Annotated in this window: 2 protein-coding genes and 1 pseudogene; all 3 read right to left on the reverse strand. The window is 74.9% G+C overall.

From position 1 onward, the window contains the following. Positions 1–8: 8 nt before the first annotated feature. A complete protein-coding gene (locus ACLJQE_RS14375; RefSeq protein WP_410639671.1) occupies positions 9–10,280 on the reverse strand; it encodes an SDR family NAD(P)-dependent oxidoreductase in 10,272 nt (3,423 codons plus the stop codon). Between the two features lie 48 nt (positions 10,281–10,328). Next, positions 10,329–15,587 carry a beta-ketoacyl synthase N-terminal-like domain-containing protein gene (locus tag ACLJQE_RS14380; RefSeq protein WP_410639802.1) on the reverse strand — a complete coding sequence of 1,753 codons (5,259 nt, stop codon included), beginning with the start codon at positions 15,585–15,587 and terminating at the stop codon, positions 10,329–10,331. Between the two features lie 79 nt (positions 15,588–15,666). Then, positions 15,667–20,937, reverse strand: a pseudogene (locus tag ACLJQE_RS14385) (beta-ketoacyl synthase N-terminal-like domain-containing protein); the annotation flags it as partial. Positions 20,938–20,944 lie beyond the last annotated feature (7 nt).

Raw genomic sequence — 20,944 nt, forward strand, 5'->3', positions numbered from 1 at the left:
ACCTTCTTTCAGAGCAGCTCGTTGAGGTGCGCGGCGAGCAGGGCCGGCGTCGGGTGGTCGAAGACGACACTGGGCGAGATCTTCCGTTCGGTGCGGGCACGCAGCCGGTTGCGGAGCTCGATCGCGGTGAGCGAATCGAACCCGATCTCGAAGAGCCCCTGGTCCGCGTCGACCTGGTGGGCGGCGCGGTAGCCCAGTACCGCGGCCACCTGGGCGCGCACCAGGTCGAGCAGGACCTTCACCCGCTCGTCCGGCTCGAGCCCGGCCAGCCGGCCGGTCCAGTTCTCGTCCACAGTGGACGCTGAGCGGGCCTGCTGGCGGCCCGCGCGGATCAGGTCGCGCAGCAGGTGCGGCACGTCCGCGCCGCCCGCCGCCTCGGCACGCAGGCCGCGGAGGTCGAGCTGGGCGGGCACCAGCAGCGCGTCCCCGGCTCCGACGGCGGCGTCGAAGAGGGCCAGGCCTTCCGCGGGTTCCATGGCGATCAGCCCGCCGCGGCGGGTCATCCGGGCCCGGCCCGCCTCGTCGGTGCCGGCCGCCATGCCGCCGGTGGCCTGGTCCCACAGCCCCCACGCCAGCGACTGGCCTGGCAGGCCGGCCGCTCGCCGGTGGGCCACCAGCCCGTCCAGGTACGCGTTGGCCGCGGCGTAGCTGCCGCTGCCGGCGCCCATGAACACCGCGGAGACCGAGGAGTAGACGACGAACGCGTCGAGGTCCAGGTCGCGGGTCAGCTCGTCGAGGTGCCGGGCGGCGGCGACTTTGGCCGCGAAGACCTCGGCCAGCCGGCCCGGTGTCACCGTCCCGATCACCCCGGCGTCGGCGATGCCCGCCGTGTGGATCACCGCCGTCGGCCGGTGCTGCCGGAGCAGCGAGGCCACCTGGTTCCGGTCGGAGACGTCGCAGGCGGCGACCGAGACGTCGGCGCCGAGCCCGGTCAGATCGGTGACCAGGTCCTTGGCGCCCTCGGCGTCCAGGCCCCGGCGGCTGGCCAGCACCAGCTGCCGGACGCCGTGCCGCTCGACCAGGTGCCGGGCGGCCAGGCCGCCGAGCGACCCGGTCCCGCCGGTGATCAGGACCGGCCCGCGGGTCTCGAACCCGGCGGGCGCGTCCGGCCGGGCGGCGCGGGCGAGCCGCGGGATGGACAGGGTCGTGCCCCGCACCGCGACCTGGGGCTCGCCGTCGGCGAGCACCGAACCCAGCAGTGGCGGCACTTCGGCGGCGGGCTCGACGTCGAGCAGGACGATCCGGTCGGGGTTTTCCGCCTGCGCGGCCCGGACCAGGCCCCACACGGCCGCCCCGGCCGGGTCGGTGACCACGCCGTCGCCGGCGGGCACCGCGCCGCGCGTCACGATCGCGAGCTTGGTGCTCTCCAGCCCGCCGCCGGCCAGCCAGCACTGGACCACGTCCAGCACCCGGACGGTCAGCGCCAGCACCGGCTCCTCGTCGGTGGCGTCGGCGACGGCGTCCATGACGGCCACCGCCGGGGCTTCGGCCACGCCGGTCAGCACGTCGTCGGCCAGCGTCGCCACCTGTTCCGCGGTCGCCACCGGCACCCAGGACGGCGCGGGCTTCGACGTATCCACTGAGGACAGTGGTGTCCAGTCCACCCGGAACAGCGCGCCGGCGCCCGCGGCACCCGCCGCCGTCGTCAGCTGGTCGTTCGTCACCGGGCGGCCGACCAGGGAATCCAGCGTCACGACCAGGCCGCCGGTCTCGTCCACGGCCTCCAGCGACAGGCTGTCCCGCTCGGGCTTGGCGACCCGCACCCGCAGCACCGAGGCACCGGCCGCGTGCAGCCGCAGCCCGTTCCACGCGAACGGCAGCCGCACCTCGTCGCCGTAGGACTCGGTGTCCGCCGCGGCACTGACCATCGTCGAGTGCAGGGCCGCGTCCAGCAGCGCCGGGTGGATGCCGAACCGGGCGGCTTCGGCGCGGTGCTCGTCGGGCAGGGCGACCTCGGCGAAGGTCTCCTCGCCGCGGCGCCACACCGCGCGCACGGCCCGGAACGTGGGTCCGTACCCGTAGCCGACGTCCGCGAGCACGTCGTAGGCACCGGTGATGTCCACGGCCGTCGCGCCGGGCGGCGGCCAGGCGGCGAAGTCGTACCCGGCGGTCGTGCGCTCGCCCGGGACCACCACGCCGGTGGCGTGCCGGACCCAGTCCTCGGCGTCTTCGCGCAGGGAGTAGACGTCCACCGTGCGCGAGCCGTCGCCACCGGGGCCGCCGAGCGCGACCTGCACGCGGACCCCGCCGCGGCGGGGCACCACGAGCGGCGCCTCGATCACCAGCTCGTCGAGCACCGAGCAGCCGGCTTCGTCACCGGCCCGCACGGCCAGCTCGACCAGCCCGGTGCCGGGGACGATCACGACGTCCCGGACCGCGTGGTCGGCCAGCCAGGGGTGCGACCGCAGTGACAGCCGCGAGGTGAAGACGAGGCCGTCGGACTGCGGGAGCTGGACGACCGCGCCGAGCAGCGGGTGGTCGGCGCCGGCGAGCCCCAGCGAGACGGCGTCGGAGCCCACGGTGCCGACGGCGCGCAGCCAGTAGTGCTCGTGGTCGAAGGCGTACGCCGGGAGGTCGGCCCGCGCGGGCGGCACCAGCGACGTCCAGTCCAGTTCGACCCCGCGGACGAACAGCCCCGCCATCGACGTCAGCAGCCGGCGCAGGCCGCCGTCGTCGCGGCGCAGGGTTCCGGTGACGACGTCGTCGGTGAGCTCGGTGATCGGCTGGACGAGCACCGGGTGGGCGCTGATCTCGACGAACACGCCGTGGCCCTGCCCGAGCAGCGTTTCCACGGCCGGGCCGAACCGCACCTGGCCGCGCAGGTTCCGGTACCAGTAGCCGCCGTCCACGACTCCGTCGCCGGTGATCCACTCGCCGGTCAGGGTGGAGAGGAACGGCACCAGCGGGGCCCGGGCGTCGATCCCGGCCAGCGCTTCGGCCAGCGTCTCCTCGATGTCTTCGACGTGCCGGGTGTGCGAGGCGTAGTCCACCGCGATCTGCCGGACGCGGACGCCTTCGCCGGACAGCGTTTCGAGGGCTTCGGCGAGCGCTTCGGCGTCCCCGGCGACCACCACCGACGTCGGGCTGTTGACGGCCGCGACTTCCACGCGGTCCGCCCACGGCGCCAAGCGCGTGACGGCGGCTTCTTCGCTCAACGCGACCGACGCCATGCCGCCGCGGCCGGAGAGCTTCGCGGCGATGGCCTGGCTGCGCAGCGCGACCACCTTCGCCGCGTCTTCGAGCGACAACGCCCCCGACACGCACGCCGCGGCGATCTCGCCCTGGGAGTGGCCGACCACCGCGTCGGGGACCACACCCGCGGCGGACCACACGGCGGCCAGGCCGACCATCATCGCGAAGCTCGCGGGCTGGAGCACGTCCACCCGGTACAGCAGCCCCGGGCCTTCGCCGCGCAGGACGTCGAGCAGCGACCAGTCGACCCACGGCTCCAGCGCGGCCGCGCACTCGGCGATCCGCTCGGCGAAGACCGGCGAGGAGTCCAGGAGTTCGCGGCCCATGCCCGCCCACTGCGTTCCCTGGCCGGGGAACACCCAGACGAGCTTGCCCGGCAGGCCGGACGCGGGCACCCGGCCGGTGACCAGGCCCGGGTCGTCCTCGCCGCGGGCCAGCGCCGCCAGCCCGGCCGTCGCTCCCTCGCGCGTCTCCGCCACCACGACGGCCCGGTCGCCGAACACGGCGCGGCCGGACACCAGCGCCCCGGCGACGTCGGCCAGCGGCGCGCCGGACGCGCCGAGGAACGCGGCCAGCCGGCCGGCCTGACCGGCCAGTGACCCGGCGCTGCGGGCCGAGACGACCAGCGGCACCACGCCACCGTCGCGTGGTTCGGCGGCCGGCTCCGGCTCGGCCGGGGCTTCTTCGATGATCAGGTGGGCGTTCGTGCCGCTGATGCCGAACGAGGAGACCCCGGCCCGGCGGGGACGGCCGTTGCGCGGCCACTCCCGCGCCTCGGTCAGCAGCGAGACCGCTCCGGCGGACCAGTCCACCTGGCTGGTGGGCCGGTCGACGTGCAGGGTGGGCGGCATGACGCCGTGGCGCAGCGCCTGGACCATCTTGATCACCCCGGCCACGCCCGCGGCCGACTGCGTGTGCCCGAAGTTCGACTTCACCGAACCCAGCCAGAGCGGTGTTTCCGGGTCGCGGTCCTTGCCGTAGGTGGCCAGCAGGGCCTGCGCCTCGATCGGGTCGCCCAGCGCCGTCCCGGTGCCGTGACCCTCCACGATGTCCACATCGGACGGTGCGAGCCCGGCACCGGCGAGGGCCCGGCGGATCACCCGCTGCTGCGAGGGCCCGTTCGGCGCGGTCAAGCCGTTGGACGCGCCGTCGGAGTTGACCGCGCTGCCGCGCAGCACGGCCAGCACCCGGTGCCCGCGCTCACGCGCCACCGAAAGCCGTTCCAGCACGACGACGCCGACGCCCTCGGCCCAGCCCGTGCCGTCCGCGCCGTCGGCGTAGGCCTTGCACCGGCCGTCACCGGCCAGGCCGCGCTGCTTCGAGAACTCCACGAAGGTGCCGGGCGTCCCCATCACCGTGACGCCGCCGGCCAGTGCCATCGAGCACTCGCCCTGCCGCAGCGCCTGTCCGGCCAGGTGCATCGCGACCAGCGAAGACGAACACGCCGTGTCGATCGTGACCGCCGGGCCTTCGAACCCGAAGACGTAGGACACCCGGCCCGACACGACGCTCGACGCGCCCGCGGTGCTCGCGTAGCCCTCCATTTCGGCCGGGTCCGCGCCCATCCCGTAGCCCTGGTTGGACACACCGGCGAACACGCCGACATCGGCGCCCTTCAACGAGCCCGGGTCGACGCCGACGCCCTCCAAGGCCTCCCAGGACGCCTCCAGCAGCAACCGCTGCTGCGGGTCCATGGCCAAGGCCTCCCGCGGCGAGATCCCGAAGAAGCCCGCGTCGAACAGCCCGGCGCCTTCGAGGAAACCACCCTGGCTGGTGTAGGTCGTGCCGGAGCTGTCGGGGTCGTCGTCGAACAGGTTCTCCAGGTCCCAGCCCCGGTCCTCCGGGAACGGGGACAGCCCTTCGAGACCCTCGCGCACCAGGCGCCACAGGCCGTCGGGATCGGTGACACCGCCCGGCAGCCGGCACGCCATCCCGACGATGGCGATCGGCTCCCCGGCGTCCGCGGCCGCCGGGGCCACGACCGTCCCGCTCGCGACCGTGTCACCGAGTTCGTCACGCAGGTAGCGGGCCAGCGCGACCGGCGTCGGGTAGTCGAAGACCAGCGTGGCGGGCAGCTTCAGCCCGCTCGCCTCGCGCAGCCGGTTCCGCAGTTCCACCGACGTCAGCGAGTCGAAGCCGGTGTCCTTGAACGCGGTGTCCGCGCGGACGGCCTCCGGCCCGGCGTGCCCGAGCACCAGCGCGACCTGCGTGCGGACGACGTCGAGCAGCAGCGCCTCCTGTTCGGCCGGGGCCAGCCCGGCGAGCCGCCCGGCCAGTCCCTTGTCCACAGCAGACGCCGGCCGCGCCTGCTGCCTGCCGGGCCGGACCAGGCCGCGCAGCAGGTGCGGCACCGTTCCGCCGGCCCGGGTCTTGCGCAGGTCCAGCTTGACCGGGACGACCAGCGCGTCCGGTGCGCCGACCGCGGCGTCGAACAGGTCCATGCCCTCCGCGGGCGAGATGGCCAGGACGCCACCGCGGCTCGCCCGCGCCTGGTCGGCGCCGCCGAGGTGCGCGGTCATGCCGTCGGTCTGCTCCCACAGGCCCCACGCCAGCGACGTGCCGGGCAGGCCGGCGGCCCGGCGGTTCGCCACCACGGCGTCCAGGTAGGCGTTGGCGGCGGCGTAGTTGCCCTGCCCGGCGGAGCCGAAGACCCCGGAGGCGGAGGAGAACACGACGAAGGCGCCGAGGTCCAGGTCCCGGGTCAGCTCGTCGAGGTGGCGGACCGCATCGACCTTCGGCGCGAACACCTTGGCCAGCCGCTCCCGCGTCAGCGATTCGAAGACGCCGTCGTCGAGGACGCCCGCCGTGTGCACGACGGCGGCCGGACGGTGTTCGGCCAGCAGCGCGGCCACCCGGTCCCGGTCGGCCAGGTCGGCCGCGACCACGGACACCTCGGCGCCCTGGGCGGTGAGTTCCGCGGTCAGCTCGGCCATGCCCGCGGCGTCCGGGCCCCGCCGGCTGACGAGCACCAGCCGCCGGACCCCGTGCCGGGCCACCAGGTGCCGGGCGGTGAGCACGCCCAGCGAGCCGGCGCCCGAGATCAGGACCGTCCCGTCCGGGCCGGCCACGACCGGCTCCGCCACGGCCTCGGCGCGGGCGAGCCGGGGCGCCGTCAGCGTGGTGCCCCGCACGGCGACCTGGGGCTCGCCGGAGGCCAGCACCGGGCCGAGCGGGACGTCCCCGTCGGTGTCCAGCAGCACGATCCGGCCGGGGTTCTCCGCCTGAGCCGCCCGGATCAGGCCCCACACGGCCGCCCCGGCGGGATCGCGCACCACGCCGTCACCGGCGGGCACCGCACCACGGGTCACCACGACCAGGCGGGCTTCGTCCGCCGCGCCGTCGAGCCAGGTCTGCACGGCTTCCAGCACCCGGCCGGTCAGTTCCAGGGGGTCCTCGCCGGTGGCTTCGAGCACCTCGACGTCGTCCGCGGGCGCCGCCTCCCCGGCCGGGGAGATCTCGGCCCAGTCCAGGCGGAACAGCGCGTCGCGGTTCGCCGCCGCGCCCAGCTGCTCGGCCGACACCGGCCGGGAGACCAGCGAGTCCGCCGTCACGACGAGACCGCCGGCTTCGTCCGCGGCTTCGACCGACAGGGCGTCCGGGCCGCTCGGGGCGAGCCGGACCCGCAGCGCCGACGCCCCGGCGGCGTGCAGGACCAGGCCGTTCCAGGCGAACGGCAGCACCGGGCGGCCGGGCTCGTCCGTCGTGGCGGCCCCGGCCATGCCCGCGTGCAGGGCGGCGTCCAGCAGCCCGGGGTGGATGCCGAACCGGGCCGCATCGGCGCGGTCGTCCTCGGCCAGCGCGACCTCGGCGAAGACCTCGTCACCGCGCCGCCACACCGCCCGCAGGCCCCGGAACGACGGCCCGTAGGCGTACCCGCGCTCGACGAGGCCGTCGTAGAAGTCCTCGACGTCGACGCGCTGCCCACCGGGCGGCGGCCAGGCGGTGAAGTCGAACGGCCGGGCCGGCGGCGGCGTCGCGGCCAGGAACCCGGTCGCGTGCCGGGCCCACACCTCCGCACCGGCGTCCTCGCGCAGGGAGTACACCTCGACCGTGCGCGCACCGGTCTCCCCCGGCGCGCCCACGACGACCTGGATCCGGACCCCGCCGTGGTCGGGGACGACCAGCGGGGCCTCGATGACGAGCTCCTCGAGGACCGGGCAGCCCGCCTCGTCCCCGGCCCGGACGGCCAGCTCGACGAGCCCGGTGCCCGCGACGAGCACCACCCCGCCGATGACGTGGTCGGCCAGCCAGGGGTGCGACTTCAGCGACAGCCGGGCGGTGCACACCAGGCCGTCCGACTGCGGCAGCCGCACCACCGCGCCCAGCAGCGGGTGGTCGGCCGCGACCTGTCCGAGCGAAGCCGCGTCGGTGGCCTGCGCGGCGGGCTGGAGCCAGTAGTGCTGCTGGTCGAAGGCGTACTTCGGCAGGTCGATCCAGCCGGTCGCCGTCGGCAGCAACGCGGCCCAGTCGACGCCCGTCCCGCGGACGAACAGCTCGGCGGCCGCGGTGATCAGGGCCGTCGCTTCCGGCCGGTCGTCCCGCAGCGCGGCCACGCACGTGACGTCGGCCGTCTCTTCGACGAGGGCGGTCAGGGCCGCGCCCGGGCCCAGCTCCACGAACAGGGTGGCGCCGAACTCCGTTGCGGCCGCGACGCCTTCGGCGAACCGCACCGGCCGCCGCACGTGTTCGGCCCAGTACCGCGGTTCGGTGAGCTCGCCGGGCCCGGCGAGCCGGCCGGTCACGTTGGAGACCACCGGGATCTCCGGCTCCCGCCACGTCACGCCGGCCAGCTCGGCGGCGAAGTCCGCCAGCATCGGTTCCATCCGCGCGGAGTGGAACGCGTGGGAAACCTTGAGCTGCTTGGTCTTGTGCCCGCGCTCGCGCATGCGGGCGGCGGCCGCGAGGACCGCGTCTTCGTCGCCGGAGAGGACGACCGCCGAGGGGCCGTTGACGGCGGCGAGTTCCACGCCGTCACCGAGCAGCTCGGCCACTTCCGCTTCGGACGCAGCGACGGCGGCCATCGCCCCGCCCGGCGCCAGGGCCTGCATCAGCCGTCCCCGCGCCGCGACGATCCGGGCCGCGTCCGGCAGCGAGAAGACACCCGCGGCGTACGCGGCGGTGATCTCCCCGATGGAGTGGCCGATCACCACGTCCGGCCGGAGCCCCCACGACTCCGCGAGCCGGAACAGCGCGCTCTCCACCGCGAACAGCCCGGCCTGCGTGAACACCGTCTGGTCCAGCAGCCCGGTTTCGGCGGGCACCTTGCCGAGCACGACGTCCCGCACGCGGTGGCCGGCCCGCCCGGCCAGGCAGGTGTCCAGCTGTTCGCAGGCCTCGTCGAACGCCGTCGCGAACACGGGGTACCGGTCGTGGAGCTCCCGGCCCATCCCGAGCCGCTGCGATCCCTGGCCGGGGAAGACGTAGCCGATCTTGCCCGGCTTGCCGGACCCGGTCACCACCCCCGGTGCGCGTTCCCCGCGGGCCAGCGCGCGCAGCCCGGCCACCGCTTCCTCGTCCGTTCCCGCGACCACGACCGCGCGGTCACCGAGCAGCGCCCGGCCCGAGAGCAGCGCACCCGCCACGCGTGCCCGTGCCGTGCCGGCCTCCAGGACGTCGGCGAGACGGTCGGCCTGTGCCGCCACGGAGGCGGGGCTGCCCGCCGAGACGACCAGCGGCACCGGCCCCTCGACCAGGGGTTCTTCCGGAACAGCGGCGGCCGGGGGCGCTTCCTCCAGGATCAGGTGCGCGTTCGTCCCGCTGATCCCGAACGCCGACACCCCGGCCCGGCGCGGCCGGTCCCCGCCCGGCCACGCGCGCGGCTCGGTCAGCAGTTCCACCGCACCGGCCGACCAGTCGACCTCCGGCGTCGGCTCGGCCACGTGCAGGGTCGGCGGCATGGCCTCGTGCCGCAGCGCCTGCACCATCTTGATCACGCCGGCGACCCCGGCGGCCGCCTGCGTGTGCCCGAAGTTCGACTTGACCGACCCCAGCCACAGCGGCCGGTCCGGCTCGCGGCCCTGCCCGTAGGTCGCCAGCAGTGCTTGCGCTTCGATCGGGTCGCCGAGCGCGGTGCCCGTCCCGTGCGCCTCGACGATGTCCACATCGGACGCGACCAGCCCGGCCCCGGACAGGGCCTTGCGGATCACCCGCTGCTGCGACGGCCCGTTCGGGGCGGTCAGGCCGTTGGAGGCGCCGTCCTGGTTGACCGCGCTGCCGCGCACGACCGCGAGGATCCGGTGCCCGCGTTCCTGCGCCACCGAAAGCCGTTCGAGGACGAGCACCCCGGCGCCCTCGGCCCAGCCGGTGCCGTCCGCGGTCGAGGAGAAGGCCTTGGACCGGCCGTCGGCGGCCAGCACCCGCTGCCGGGAGAAGGCGACGAAGGTGCCGGGGGTCGGCATCACCGTCGCGCCGCCGGCGAGCGCCATCGAGCACTCGCCCGCGCGCAGCGCCTGTGCGGCGAGGTGGATGGCCACCAGCGAAGACGAGCACGCCGTGTCGATCGTGACGGCCGGGCCTTCGAGCCCGAAGGTGTAGGACACCCGGCCCGACGCCACGCTCGACGCCGCGCCGATGCCCGCGAAGGCCTCCAGTTCCGGGGTGATCGCCCCGGCGCCGTAGCCCTGGGTGAACACGCCGGAGAACACCCCGACGTCGCTGCCCTTCAGCGAAAGCGGGTCGACGCCGGCGTCCTCCAGGGCCTCCCACGACGTCTCCAGCAGCACCCGCTGCTGCGGGTCCATGACGAGGGCTTCCCGCGGCGAGATGCCGAACAGGCCCGCGTCGAACAGCCCGGCCCCGCGCAGGAAGCCGCCCTGGCTGGTGTACGACGTCCCCGGGTGGTCGGGGTCCGGGTCGAACAGGCCGTCCAGGTCCCAGCCCCGGTCGTCGGGGAACTCGGAGAGGGCGTCGACGCCGCCGGCCACCAGCCGCCACAGGTCTTCGGGCGAGGACACCCCACCGGGGAACCGGCAGGCCATCCCGACGACGGCGAGCGGCTCGTCGGCGTGCCGGGCGCCCTGCTTGCGCAGGCTGTGCAGTTCCGCCGTGACGCGCTTGAGGTACTTGAGGAGTTTCTCGTCCGTGGCCATTCCTGTGTCCTCACAAAGGTTTGCTGGAGCGTCGGTCTCGAACCGGGATCAGGTGAGGCCCAGCTCCTCGTCGATGAAGTCGAGGACTTCGTCGGCGGACGCGGCTTCGAGCCGGTCCGCCAGCGTGGCGTCGTCCGCCTGGTCGAGCACTCCGTTGCACCGGGCCACCAGGCCCTGCAGCCGGAGCGTGAGCCCGGTCTTCGTGGATTCGTCGAGGCGCAGCCCGCCGAGCAGCGCCTCGACGTCTTCGAGACGGGCGTGCACCAGGGACAGTGCGTCGTCGCCGGTCCCGAGCTCGTCGCGCAGGTGCCGGGCGAGGACCAGCGGGGTCGGGTAGTCGAAGGCGAGCGTCGCGGGCAGCTTCAGCCCGGTGCTCTCCCGCAGCCGGTTGCGCAGGTCCACCGAGGTGAGCGAGTCGAACCCGGTGTCCTTGAACGCGGTGTCGGCGCGGACCGCGTCCGGCCCGGCGTGCCCGAGCACCGCCGCGACCTGGCTGCGCACGAGGTCGACGAGCAGGGCCTCCTGCTCCGGCTCGGCCAGCCCGGCCAGCCGCCGCAGCAGCTGGTTGTCCTCTGTGGACGTCGCATGCGCCTGCCGCCGCCCGGTCCGGACCAGCCCGCGCAGCAGGTGCGGCACGGCCCCGCCGGCCCGCACCTCCCGCAGGTCGAGCTTGACCGGCACGAGCAGCGCGGGCTGCGCGCCGAGCGCCGTATGGGAAAGTGCCGTGTCGAACAGGGCCATGCCCTCCGCCGCCGTGATCGGCCGGACCCCGCCCCGGCTCATCCGGGCCTGGTCGGTGCCGCCGAGGTGCGCGGTCATGCCGGTGGCCTGCGCCCACAGGCCCCAGGCCAGCGACAGGCCGGGCAGGCCCGCCGCCCGGCGGCTCGCCATCGCCGCGTCCAGGAACGCGTTCGCCGCCGCGTAGTTGCCCTGCCCAGGTGAGCCGAAGACGCCGGAGCCGGAGGAGAACACGACGAACGCGTCGAGGTCCCGGCCGCGGGTCAGCTCGTCGAGGTGGCGGACCGCGTCGACCTTGGGTGCGAACACCTTGGCCAGCCGCTCGGGTGTCAGCGTCCCGATGACGCCGTCGTCCAGCACGCCCGCCGTGTGGATGACGCTCGCCGGGGCGTGGTCGGCCAGCAGGGCGGCCACCTGGTCCCGGTCGGCGAGGTCGCAGGCGACGACGGACACGTCCGCGCCCTCGCCGGTGAGGTCGGTGACGAGGTCCTTCGCGCCGTCGGCGTCCAGGCCGCGCCGGCTGGCGAGCACCAGCTTCCGCACGCCGTGGTGGGTGACCAGGTGCCGCGCCACGATTTCCCCGAGCACACCGGCGCCGGAGACGAGGACCGTCCCTTGTGGACCGAACACCGGGGCCGCGGCCGCGTCGGCGCGAGCCAGCCGCGGGACGTGCAGGGCCGTGCCGCGCACGGCGACCTGCGGCTCGCCGGTGGCCAGCACCGCACCGAGCGGGACTTCGCCGTCGGTGTCCAGCAGGACGATCCGGTCCGGGTTCTCCGCCTGCGCGGACCGGACCAGGCCCCAGACCGCGGCCGCGGCCAGGTCGGTCACCGGGGTGTCCCCGGCGGGCACGGCGCCGCGCGTCACCACGACCAGGCGCTCCGCCTCGGGCTCGGTCAGCCACGCCTGGAGCCGCTCCAGCACGCGGGAGGTCGCCGCCAGCGGGGACTCGCCCCCGGCGACCTCCAGCACCTCGGTGTCGCCGTCGACGGCGGCCACCTGGCCGGCCGGAAGTTCGATCCAGTTCACCTGGAACAGCGAGTCGCGGTCTTCGGTGGTGGTGCTCAGCTGCCTGGCGTCGACCGGGCGCAGGGCCACCTCGTTCGCCGTGACGACCAGGGTGCCGGTGCCGTCGGCCGCTTCCAGGGCCCCGCCGGGCACCAGCCGGACCCGCAGCGCCGACGCTCCCGTGGCGTGCAGCGTCAGGCCACGCCACTCCAGGGGCTGCGGCAGACCGGCTCCGCCGGGCAAGGCCGGGTGCAGGGCCGCGTCCAGCAAGGCCGGGTGGATGCCGAACGCGCCGGCGTCGGTGCCCTCGGGCAGGGTGACTTCGGCGAAGAGTTCGTCGCCGGCCTGCCAGGCCGCTCGCACGCCCTGGAACACCGGCCCGTAGCCGAAGCCGCGCGCGGCCAGGTCGTCGTAGCAGTCGCCGAGCTGCCGGGCGCCCGGGGGCGGCCAGGCCGTGAAGTCGAATCCGCTGCCGCCGGACGGCGTCGCCGAGAGCGTGCCGGTGGCGTGCCGGGTCCACTCGTCGGTGGCGTCTTCGGGCTGGGAGTGCACTTCCAGGGTCCGCACGCCGGTGGCACCCGGTCCGCTCACGGTGACCTGCACCCGGATCGCGCCGCGGTCCGGCACCACCAGCGGCGTGTCGATGACGAGTTCGTCCAGCACCGGGGTGCCGGCCTCGTCGCCGGCCCGCACGGCCAGCTCGACCAGCCCGCTGCCGGGCACGACGGCCACGTCTTCCAGGGTGTGCTCGGCCAGCCACGGCTGCGACTTCAGCGACCACCGCGAGGTGAAGACCAGGCCGCCGGTCTGGGGCAGCCGGACCACCGGGCCGGTCCCCGCGTCGGTGGCGGTCTCGACGTACTGCAGCCAGTAGTGGCGGTGGTCGAAGGCGTAGGTCGGCAGGTCGACCCGCGCGGGCGGCACCAGCGTGGCCCAGTCGACGTCGACCCCGCGGACGAACAGTTCGGCCATCGACGTCAGCAGCCGGCGGAGGCCGCCGTCGTCGCGCCGCAGCGAACCGCTCACGACCACATCGGCGGCCTCGCTGATCGGCTGCATCAGCACCGGGTGCGCGCTGACCTCGACGAACACCCGGTGGCCCAGGCGGATCAGCTCGGCCACCGCCGGACCGAACCCGACCTGGTTGCGCAGGTTCCGGTACCAGTAGCCGCCGTCCACGACTCCCGCGTCGCGGATCCAGTCACCGGTGAGGGTGGAGAAGAACGGCAGGGCCGGCGCCTGGGCCTCGATCCCGGCCAGCGCCTCGGCGAGCGGCTCCTGGATGTCTTCGACGTGCCGGGTGTGCGAGGCGTAGTCCACCGCGACCCGCCGGACGCGGATTTCCTGTGCGGACAACGCTTCGAGGGCCTGGTCGAGCGCTTCGGCGTCCCCGGCGACGACGACCGACGACGGGCTGTTGACGGCCGCTACTTCCACGCGGTCCGCCCAGGGCCGCAATTGCGTGACCGCGTCCTCTTCGCTCAGCGCGACCGAGGCCATGCCGCCGCGACCGGCGAGCTTCGCGGCGATGGCCTGGCTGCGCAGCGCGACCACCTTCGCCGCGTCCTGCAGCGACAACGCCCCCGACACGCACGCCGCGGCGATCTCACCTTGCGAATGGCCGAGCACCGCGTCGGGAACCACCCCGGCCGAAGACCACACCGCGGCCAAGCCCACCATCATCGCGAAACTCGCGGGCTGCACGACATCGACCCGGTCCAGCAGGTCACTTTCCCCGCGCAGCACGTCGAGCAGCGACCAGTCGATCCACGGTTCGAGGGCGGCCGCGCATTCGGCGATCCGCTCGGCGAACACCGGCGACGCATCGAGGAGCTCCCGGCCCATCCCGGCCCACTGCGAGCCCTGGCCGGGAAACACCCACACGACCTTGCCGGGCGCACCCACCCGGCCGGTGACCACTGCAGCCGTGTTTTCCCCGCGAGCCAGCGCTTCCAGGCCGGTCACGGCCTCGTCCCGGGTGCCCGCCACCACGACGGCCCGGTCGTCGAACCGGGAGCGGCCGGACACCAGCGCACCGGCGACGTCGGCGAGGGGTGCGTCCGACTCGCCGAGGAAAGCGGCCAGCCGCCCGGCCTGACCCGCGAGGGCCCCGCGAGCCGACACCACCAAGGGCACCACACCGGCGGAGGGCGTCTCGGCGGCCGGCGTCTCCTCTTCGGGCGCCTCCTCCAGGATGAGGTGCGCGTTGGTGCCGCTGATGCCGAAGGAGGACACCCCGGCCCGGCGCGGACGGCCTTCGCGCGGCCACTCCCGAGCCTCCGTCAGCAGCGAGACCGCCCCGGCCGACCAGTCGACCTCGGTGGACGGCCGGTCGACGTGCAGCGTCGGGGGCAGCACGCCGTGGCGCAGTGCCTGCACCATCTTGATCACGCTGGCCACGCCCGCGGCCGCCTGCGTGTGCCCGACGTTCGACTTCACCGAACCCAGCCACAGCGGCTTCTCCGGGTCGCGGCCCTTGCCGTAGGTGGCCAGCAGGGCCTGCGCCTCGATCGGGTCGCCGAGCGTGGTACCCGTGCCGTGGCCTTCGACGGCGTCCACATCGGACGGTGCCAGGCCGGCTTCGGCCAGCGCGGCGCGGATCACCCGCTGCTGCGACGGGCCGTTCGGCGCGGTCAGGCCGTTCGACGCGCCGTCTTGGTTCACCGCGATGCCGCGGAGCACGGCCAGGACCCGGTGCCCGCGCTCGCGGGCCACCGAAAGCCGCTCCAGCGCGACGACGCCGACGCCTTCGGCCAGCCCCATCCCGTCCGCGCGGTCCGAGAAGGCCTTGCAGCGCCCGTCCGTGGCGAGCCCGCGCTGCCGGGAGAAGGACACGAAGGAACCGGGCTGGGCCATCACCATCGCGCCGCCGGCCAGCGCCATCGAGCACTCGCCCCGCCGCAGGGCCTGCGCGGCGAGGTGCATCGCCACCAGCGAAGACGAGCAGCCGGTGTCGACGGTGACCGCCGGGCCCTCGAAGCCGAGGACGTACGACACCCGGCCGGACGCGATGCACGGCGCCGCGCCGGTGCCGACGAAACCCTCCAGCTCCGGCGCGACCACGCCGCCGCCGGCGCCGTAGCCCATGCTCGCGACGCCGGTGAACACGCCGACGTCGCTGCCCTTCAGCGAAAGCGGGTCGGTGCCGGTCCGCTCGATGGCCTCCCAGGAGGTTTCCAGCAGCAGCCGCTGCTGCGGGTCCATCGCGACGGCCTCACGCGGCGAGATCCCGAAGAACCCCGCGTCGAACTGGCCCGCGTCGTGCAGGAACCCGCCCTGGTCGGTGTACGTCGTGCCCGGGCGGTCGGGGTCGGGGTCGACGAGCCCGTCGACGTCCCAGCCCCGGTCACCGGGGAACGCCGAGACGGCGTCGGTCCCTTCGGCCACCAGCCGCCACAGGTCCTCGGGCGAGGACACCCCGCCCGGGTACCGGCATGCCATGGCGACGATGGCGATCGGCTCCCGCGCCTGCTCCTCGACCTCGCGCAACCGCGTGCGGGCGTCGCGGGCGTCGGCGATGGCCCGCTTGAGGTAGTCGCGGAGTTGTCCCTCGTCAGCCACTGAACTCAACTCCCAGAAGTCTCACGTGTGCTTGCTTTTCGGCGGTCGGAGTGGCGAAGCCCCGGATGTCACGGCGGTTTCAGTCGAGCCCGTCGACGAGGGCGAACAGCTCCTCGTCGCTGGCGGTGTCGAGATCGTCGGCGGTGCCCGGCCGGGCTTCGGCCGCCTCGGCGGCCTTGAGCAGTTCCCGGAGCCGAGCGGTGATCCGGTCGCCGTCCGGCCCGGTGGCGGCGGCCGCGATGGCCGCCTCCAGCCCGGCGAGACCGGTGAGCACCGTGTCGGCGGGGGACGCCTCGTCGACGGCGAGTTCCGCACGCAGGTGCCGGGCCAGTGCCGCCGGGTTCGGGTGGTCGAAGACCAGCGTCGCGGGCAGTTTCAGGCCGGTCGTCTCGCGCAGCCGGTTGCGCAGCTCCACCGACGTCAGCGAGTCGAACCCGGCGTCCTTGAACGCCGCGTCCGCGCGGACGCCGGAGCTGTCGGCGTGCCCGAGCACGACGGCGACCTGACCCCGGACGAGGTCGAGCAGCACTGCTTCCTGCTCGGCCACGGTGAGCCCGGCCAGCCGGCGGGCCAGGCCGCCGTCGTCGCCCGGCGCCGTGCGTGCCGCCTGCCTGCCCGCCCGGACCAGTCCGCGCAGCAGGTGCGGCACGGTGCCGCCGCCGGCCGCGTCGGCCCGCACCTCGCGCAGGTCGAGCTCGATCGGCACGAGCAGTGCCTGCCCGGCGGACAGGGCGGCGTCGAACAGCGCCATGCCTTCGGCGGACCCGAGTGCCCGGACGCCGCCGCGGCCCTCGCGCCGGCTCATCCGGGCGAGGGTGAGGTCGTCGATGGTGTCCGCCATGCCGGTGAGCTGCTCCCACGGGCCCCAGGCCAGGGAGAGCCCGGGCAGGCCCGCCGCGCGGCGGGCGGCCATCAGGCCGTCGAGGAAGGCGTTCGCCGCCGCGTACCCGCCGCTGCCCGCGCCCATGAAGATCGAGGAGGCGGACGAGTAGACGATGAACGCGTCGAGGTCGAGGTCGCGGGTCAGCTCGTCGAGGTGAGTGGCGGCCGTGACTTTGGGCGCGAACACCTTGGCGAGCCGCTCCCGGTTCAGTGCTCCGGTGACGCCGGCGTCGAACACGCCCGCCGTGTGCACCACCGCGGTCACCGGGTGTTCCTCGAGGAGCGCGGCCACCTGGTCCCGGTCGGAGACGTCGCAGGCGGCGACCGCCACCTCGGCGCCGTGCCCGGTCAGCTCGGCGACGAGGTCCTCGACGCCCTCGGCGGCCCGGCCGCGCCGGCTGGCCAGCACGAGCCGTCGCACACCGTGCCGGGTGACCAGGTCGCGGGCGGCGAGGGCACCCAGCGTCCCGGCTCCGGAGACCAGGACCGTTCCGTCCGGACGGAACGCCAGTGGCGCTTCCGCCGGTTCGGTGACGCGGGCGAGCCGTGGCACCGAGAACGTCGTGCCGCGCAGCGCGAGCTGGGGCTCACCGGTCGCCAGTACGGCGTCCAGCGGCACCTCGCCGTCGGTGTCGAGCAGGACGATCCGGTCGGGGTTCTCCGACTGGGCGGCCCGGACGAGGCCCCACACCGCGGCACCGGCCGGGTCGGTCACCACGCCGTCGCCGGCGGGCACCGCACCGCGGGTCACCACGACCAGGCGGGCTTCGTCGGCCGCCTCGGCGAGGAACGTCTGGACGGCTTCCAGCACCCGGCAAGCCAGGTCCAGTGGCTCCCCGCTGGCGGCTTCCAGCACCTCGGCCCGGTTCGACGATGCCGCACTGTCCACAGTGGGCAGTGCGGTCCAGTCGACCCGGTACAGCGAGCTGGTGCGCGCGGTGTCCAGCTGGTCGAGGGCCACTTCGCGCAGGATCAGCGAGTCCATGGTCAGCACCGGGGCACCGGTCTCGTCGGCGGCCTCGACGGTCAGCGCGTCCGGCCCGCCGGGCGCGACCCGGACCCGCAGGCCCGCGGCACCCACGGCGTGCAGGGCCAGCCGGTTCCAGGAGAACGGCATCACCGCCTTCCCGGGCCGGCCGGACGCGGCCGCGGCGATCGTGCCGGTCTGCAGGGCCGCGTCGAGCAACGCCGGGTGCAGGCCGAAGCCGGCCGCCTGCTCCCGCCGGTCGCCGGGCAGGGCGACCTCGGCGAACACCTCGGCGTTGTCGTCACCGCCGCGCTGCCACACCGCCCGCACGCCCTGGAACACCGGCCCGTACGCGTACCCGCGCTCGCTGAGGTCGGCGTAGAAGTCGCCGATCTCGACGCGCTGGGCGCCCGGCGGCGGCCACGCGGTGAAGTCGAATCCGGGGCCGGCGCCCGGCGTCGCCGAAACCGTGCCGGTCGCGTGCCGCGTCCACACGTCGTCGCGCCGGGAGTGGACCTCCACGGTGCGCGAGCCGTTCTGGTCCGGGCCGCTCACCGTGACCTGGAGACTCACGCCGCCCTGCGCGGGCACCACGAGCGGCGCCTCGGTCACGAGTTCGTCCAGCACCGGGCAGCCGGCCTCGTCACCGGCCCGCACGGCCAGCTCGACCAGGCCGGTGCCGGGGAAGAGCACCACGCCGCCGATCGTGTGGTCGGCCAGCCACGGGTGCGTCCGCAGCGAAAGCCGCGAGGTGAACACCAGGCTGTCGGACTTCGGCAGCGAAACGACCGCACCCAGCAGCGGGTGCCCGGCGGGTGCCTGGCCGAGCGACACGGCGTCCGCCTGCTCGGCCGGCTGGAGCCAGAAGTGCTGGTGGTCGAAGGCGTACGCCGGGAGGTCGGCCCGCGCGGGCGGCACCAGCGTGGCCCAGTCCACCCGGACACCGTGGACGAACAGCCCGGCCATCGACGTCAGCAGCCGGCGCAGGCCGCCGTCGTCGCGGCGCAGGGTCCCGGTGACGACCGCGTCGGTGAGCTCGCTGATCGGCTGCACCAGCACCGGGTGCGCGCTGACCTCGACGAACACGCCGTGGCCCTGCTCGATCAGCGCCGTCGCGGCCGCGCCGAACCGGACCTGGTTGCGCAGATTCCGGTACCAGTAGCCACCGTCCAGGACCCCGGGGTCACGCACCCACTCACTCGTGACGGTCGAGTAGAACGGCACCGCCGGTGCCTGCGCGGTGATCCCGGCCAGGGTCTCGGCGAGAGTGTCGCGGATGTCTTCGACGTGCCGGGTGTGCGAGGCGTAATCCACCGCGACCTGGCGAACCCGGACGCCGTCCCCGGCCAGCACCTCCAGTGCCTCGTTCAGGGCCTGGGCGTCGCCGGCGATCACCACCGAGGCGGGGCCGTTGACCGCGGCCACCTCGATCCGGCCGTCCCACAGCGCCAGCCGCGCGCTCGCCTCGTCCTCGCTCAGCGCGACCGACGCCATCCCGCCGCGGCCGGACAGCCGCGCCGCAATGGCCTGGCTGCGCAACGCAACCACCTTCGCGGCGTCGTCGAGGGTGAGCGCCCCGGAGACGCAGGCCGCGGCGATCTCGCCCTGCGAGTGGCCGACGACGGCGTCCGGGTGGACACCCACGGATTCCCACACCGCCGCCAGCCCCACCATCACCGCGAAGCAGGCGGGCTGCAGCACGTCGACGCGGTCCAGGTCGCCCTCGCCACGGAGAACGTCGAGCAGCGACCAGTCGGTCCACTGGTCCAGCGCGGCCGCGCACTCCTTGATCCGCTCGGCGAACACCGGGGACGCTTCCAGCAGCTCCCGGCCCATGCCGGCCCACTGCGTTCCCTGTCCCGGGAACACCCAGACGAGCTTGCCCCGCTTGCCCGCGCTCCCGGTCACGACGCCGGGCGCGGCCTCACCGCGGGCCAGCGCACCGAGCCCCGTGCGAGCTTCTTCGTCCGAACCGGCCACCACGACCGCGCGTTCCTCGAGCACCGCGCGCCCGGACACCAGCGCACCGGCGAGGTGCGCCAGGGGCACGTCCACCCCGGTCAGCCGTTCGGCCTGCCCGGCCAGGGAACCCGCACTCCGCGCGGAGATCACCAGCGGCACCACGGCCGCGGAAACCGGCACGGCCGCAGCGGGCTCCTCGGGCGCTTCCTCGATGATGAGGTGCACGTTGGTCCCGCTGACACCGAAGGACGAGACTCCGGCCCGGCGCGGCCGGTCGCCGCGCGGCCAGTCCCGTGCCTCCGTCAGCAGTTCCACCGCGCCTTCGGACCAATCCACCTGCGCGGTGGGCTCGTCGACGTGCAGGGTCGGCGGCATGACGCCGTGCCGCAGCGCCTGGACGACCTTGATCACGCTGGCCACGCCCGCGGCCGCCTGCGTGTGCCCGATGTTCGACTTCAGCGAGCCGAGCCACAACGGCTTCTCCCGCGCCTGCCCGTAGGTGGCCAGCAGCGCCTGCGCCTCGATGGGGTCGCCGAGACTCGTCCCGGTCCCGTGCGCCTCGACGAGGTCCACATCGGACGGTTCGAGCCCGGCGTTCGCCAGTGCCGCGCGGATCACGCGCTGCTGCGAAGGGCCGTTGGGCGCGGTCAGGCCGTTGGACGCGCCGTCCTGGTTGACCGCGCTGCCGCGCAGCACGGCCAGCACCCGGTGGCCGCGCTCGCGCGCCACCGACAGCCGCTCCAGCACGAGCACGCTGATGCCCTCGGCGAGCACCATGCCGTCGGCGCCGGAGGCGAAGGCCTTGCAGCGCCCGTCGGTGGCGAGCCCCCGCTGCCGGGAGAAGACGACGAAGGAGTCGGGGCCCGACATCACCATCGCGCCGCCGGCCAGTGCCATCGAGCAGTCGCCCTGGCGGAGGGCCTGGGCGGCGAGGTGCATCGCGACCAGCGAAGACGAACACGCCGTGTCGATCGTGACCGCCGGGCCTTCGAACCCGAAGACGTAGGACACCCGGCCCGACGCGACGCTCGACGCCAGCCCGGTGCCCGCGAAGCTCTGCATCTCCGGCGCGGTCAGTCCGCCGCCGTAGCCCGAGCCGCCGGCGCCGGTGAACACGCCGACGTCGGTGCCCTGCAACGACGTCGGGTCGAGGCCGACGCCTTCCAGCGCCTCCCAGGACGCTTCCAGCAGCAACCGCTGCTGCGGGTCCATGGCGAGGGCCTCGCGCGGCGAAATCCCGAAGAAGCCGGGGTCGAACAGGGCCGCGTCGCGGAGGAAGCCGCCCCGGTCGGTGTACGACGTCCCCAGGTGGTCCGGGTCCGGGTCGAACAGGTTGTCCAGGTCCCAGCCGCGGTCGGCGGGGAACCCCGACACGGCGTCGCCGCCCTCGGCCACCAGCCGCCAGAGCTCGTCGGGCCCGGTGACACCACCGGGCAGCCGGCACGCCATGCCGACGATCGCGATCGGCTCCCCGGCCGCGTCGGCGAGCTGCCGGTTCCGCTTCTTCAGCGTGCCGACCTCTTCGAGCGACTTCCGCAGCGCCTCG

Source organism: Amycolatopsis sp. lyj-346 (genome assembly GCF_046548975.1).
Classification (GTDB): domain Bacteria; phylum Actinomycetota; class Actinomycetes; order Mycobacteriales; family Pseudonocardiaceae; genus Amycolatopsis.